Raw genomic sequence first — 3,134 nt, 5'->3', positions numbered from 1 at the left:
AAAGAGGTATCGAAAACAAAAAAGCGCTAAGGGCACACGGAGGATGCCTAGGCAACAAGAGCCGATGAAGGACGCGATAAGCTGCGAAAATCTTAGGGGAGCTGCAAAGAAGCTATGATCCTGAGGTATCCGAATGGGAGAACCTAAATACCTGGAGGGTATTTACGAAAGAGGTAAGCGGGTGAACTGAAACATCTAAGTAACCCGAGGAAGAGAAAGTAAAAACGATTCTCTGAGTAGCGGCGAGCGAAAAGGGAAGAGCCTAAACCACATAAGTGTATAAGCGAGCAGCGTTGCTTGTGTGGGGTAGAGGGAATTTAATGACGGATAGCTCTGAAGTCGATATATACGAAATAGAATTAGAATGTATCTGGGAAGGTAAACCATAGAAGGTGAAAGTCCTGTATGAGTAATATTGAGTATGTATATTAAATATCCCGAGTAGCATCGAGCACGAGGAATTCGGTGTGAATCAGCGAGGACCATATCTCGTAAGGCTAAATACTCTTGTTGACCGATAGAGGAGAGTACCGTGAGGGAAAGGTGAAAAGAACCCTGTGTAAGGGAGTGAAATAGAACCTGAAACCGTGTGCTTACAAACGGTAGGAGCCCTAAGGGGTGACTGCGTGGATTTTGGTTAATCATCCTGCGAGTTATGATATGTGGCAAGGTTAAGGAAGCGGAGCCGAAGGGAAACCGAGTCTTAAGAGGGCGTTAGTCGCATGTTATAGACGCGAAACCTAGTGATCTAGGCCTGTCCAGGTTGAAGCTAAGGTAAGACTTAGTGGAGGACCGAACTCACCACCGTTGAAATGTTGGGAGATGAGATAGGTTTAGGGGTGAAAAGCCAATCGAACTAGGAGATAGCTCGTTCTCTCCGAAATGCATTTAGGTGCAGCCTTAACAAAGAACTATGGGGGTAGAGCACTGTATGGCCTAGGGGGCGTATAGCTTACTGAAGTCAAGCAAACTGCGAATACTATAGTTTAATTGTTAGGAGTGAGTCTGTGGGTGACAAGGTCCGCAGACGAGAGGGAAACAACCCAGACCACCAGCTAAGGTCCCTAATTATGTCTAAGTGGGGAAGGAGGTGGACATTCAGAAACAACCAGGAGGTTGGCTTAGAAGCAGCCATACCTTTAAAGAGTGCGTAATAGCTCACTGGTCGAGAGTGTCTGCGCCGAAGATGTAACGGGGCTAAGACATAAACCGAAGCTGTGGAAACTAACGTAAGTTAGTTTGGTAGGAGAGCGTTCTGTAGGCCGATGAAGGTGTGCTGTAAGGTATGCTGGAGGTATCAGAAGTGAGAATGCAGGAATGAGTAGCGAGAAAGAGGGTGAGAATCCCTCTGGCCGGAAGTCCAAGGTTTCCAAAGGAAGGTTTGTCCGCTTTGGGGGAGTCGGGACCTAAGTTGAGGCTGAAAAGCGTAGGCGAATGGAAAATAGGTTAATATTCCTATACCACTGTTATTTGTTTGAGAGATGGAGTGACGCAGAAAGGTATGTAAGCATACTGACGGAATAGTATGTTGAAGAGAGTAGCATGATATGGTAGGCAAATCCGCCGTATTAAATGTGAGACTTGATAGGGAGCTTCTAAGGAAGCGAAGTTACAAATCCTATGCTGCCGAGAAAAACTTCTATTTAGAATAATAGTGCCCGTACTGTAAACCGACACAGGTGGACTGTGTGAGAAACATAAGGCCGACAAGATAACTCTAGCTAAGGAACTCTGCAAAATGGCCCCGTAACTTCGGGAGAAGGGGTACCTATGTTATGTGAAGGAAGAAACATCCGGAGCAGAAGTAGGTCGCAGTGAAGAGTCCCAAGCAACTGTTTACCAAAAACACAGGTCTATGCTAAGCTGAAAGGCGACGTATATGGGCTGACACCTGCCCAGTGCTGGAAGGTTAAGAGGAGGATTGAGAGATTCGAATTGAAGCCCCAGTGAACGGCGGCCGTAACTATAACGGTCCTAAGGTAGCGAAATTCCTTGTCGGGTAAGTTCCGACCTGCACGAATGGTGAAATGATTTGGGAGCTGTCTTGGCTGGAGACTTGGTGAAGTTGTAATGGCGGTGAAGATACCGACTACCTGCAGTAGGACGGAAAGACCCCGTGGAGCTTTACTGTAGCTTGGCATTGGGTTTTGGCAATGTGTGTATAGGATAGTTGGGAGACTGTGATGTTATGGCGCTAGCTGTAATGGAGTCACTGGTGGAATACCAACCATATATTGTCGGAATTCTAATCATGGGTTTGTAACCTGTGAGACAGTGCTAGGTGGGCAGTTTGACTGGGGCGGTCGCCTCCTAAAGAGTAACGGAGGCGTTCAAAGGTTCCCTCAGGTTGGATGGAAATCAACCGGAGAGTGCAAAGGCATAAGGGAGCTTGACTGCGAGACTGACGGGTCGAGCAGGCGCGAAAGCGGGACTTAGTGATCCGGCGGTACCGAATGGAAGGGCCGTCGCTCAACGGATAAAAGCTACCCCGGGGATAACAGGCTGATACTTCCCAAGAGTCCATATCGACGGAAGTGTTTGGCACCTCGATGTCGGCTCGTCTCATCCTGGGGCTGGAGAAGGTCCCAAGGGTTGGGCTGTTCGCCCATTAAAGAGGCACGCGAGCTGGGTTCAGAACGTCGTGAGACAGTTCGGTCCCTATCCACTGCAGGCGCAAGAATATTGAGAAGATCTGTCCTTAGTACGAGAGGACCGGGATGGACAAACCTCTGATGAATCAGTTGTCACGCCAGTGGCACAGCTGGGTAGTCACGTTTGGAAGGGATAATCGCTGAAAGCATCTAAGTGAGAAGCCCACTTCAAGATGAGTATTCTTACCTTTATGGTTAAGTCACCTTCGAGACTAGGAGGTTGATAGGCTGGAGGTGTAAGTATAGTGATATATTTAGCTGACCAGTACTAATATGACGAAGCTTTTTAAAAATATTTTACCGATTTACTGCATGGATTATTATCCTACTATTTATTTCTCATTGTCTTTATTGACAATTACCGCTTGGTGAACATAGCGACAGAGGTACACCCAGTTACATTTCGAACCTGGTAGTTAAGCCTGTTTGCGCCGACAATACTTAGATTTACTTCTAGGGAATATAGGTCTTCGCCAAGCTTTT

Annotated in this window: 2 rRNA genes; both read left to right on the top strand. The window is 47.1% G+C overall.

Annotated features, from left to right (window positions below):
- Window positions 1–16 precede the first annotated feature (16 nt).
- Window positions 17–2,943 (top strand): 23S ribosomal RNA (locus tag NK213_RS19420).
- Between the two features lie 72 nt (window positions 2,944–3,015).
- Window positions 3,016–3,130 (top strand): 5S ribosomal RNA (gene rrf / locus NK213_RS19415).
- The last annotated feature ends 4 nt before the right edge of the window (window positions 3,131–3,134 follow it).

The organism is Sebaldella sp. S0638 (assembly GCF_024158605.1).
Taxonomy (GTDB): domain Bacteria; phylum Fusobacteriota; class Fusobacteriia; order Fusobacteriales; family Leptotrichiaceae; genus Sebaldella.
This window is presented reverse-complemented; position numbering and strand designations above follow the sequence as displayed.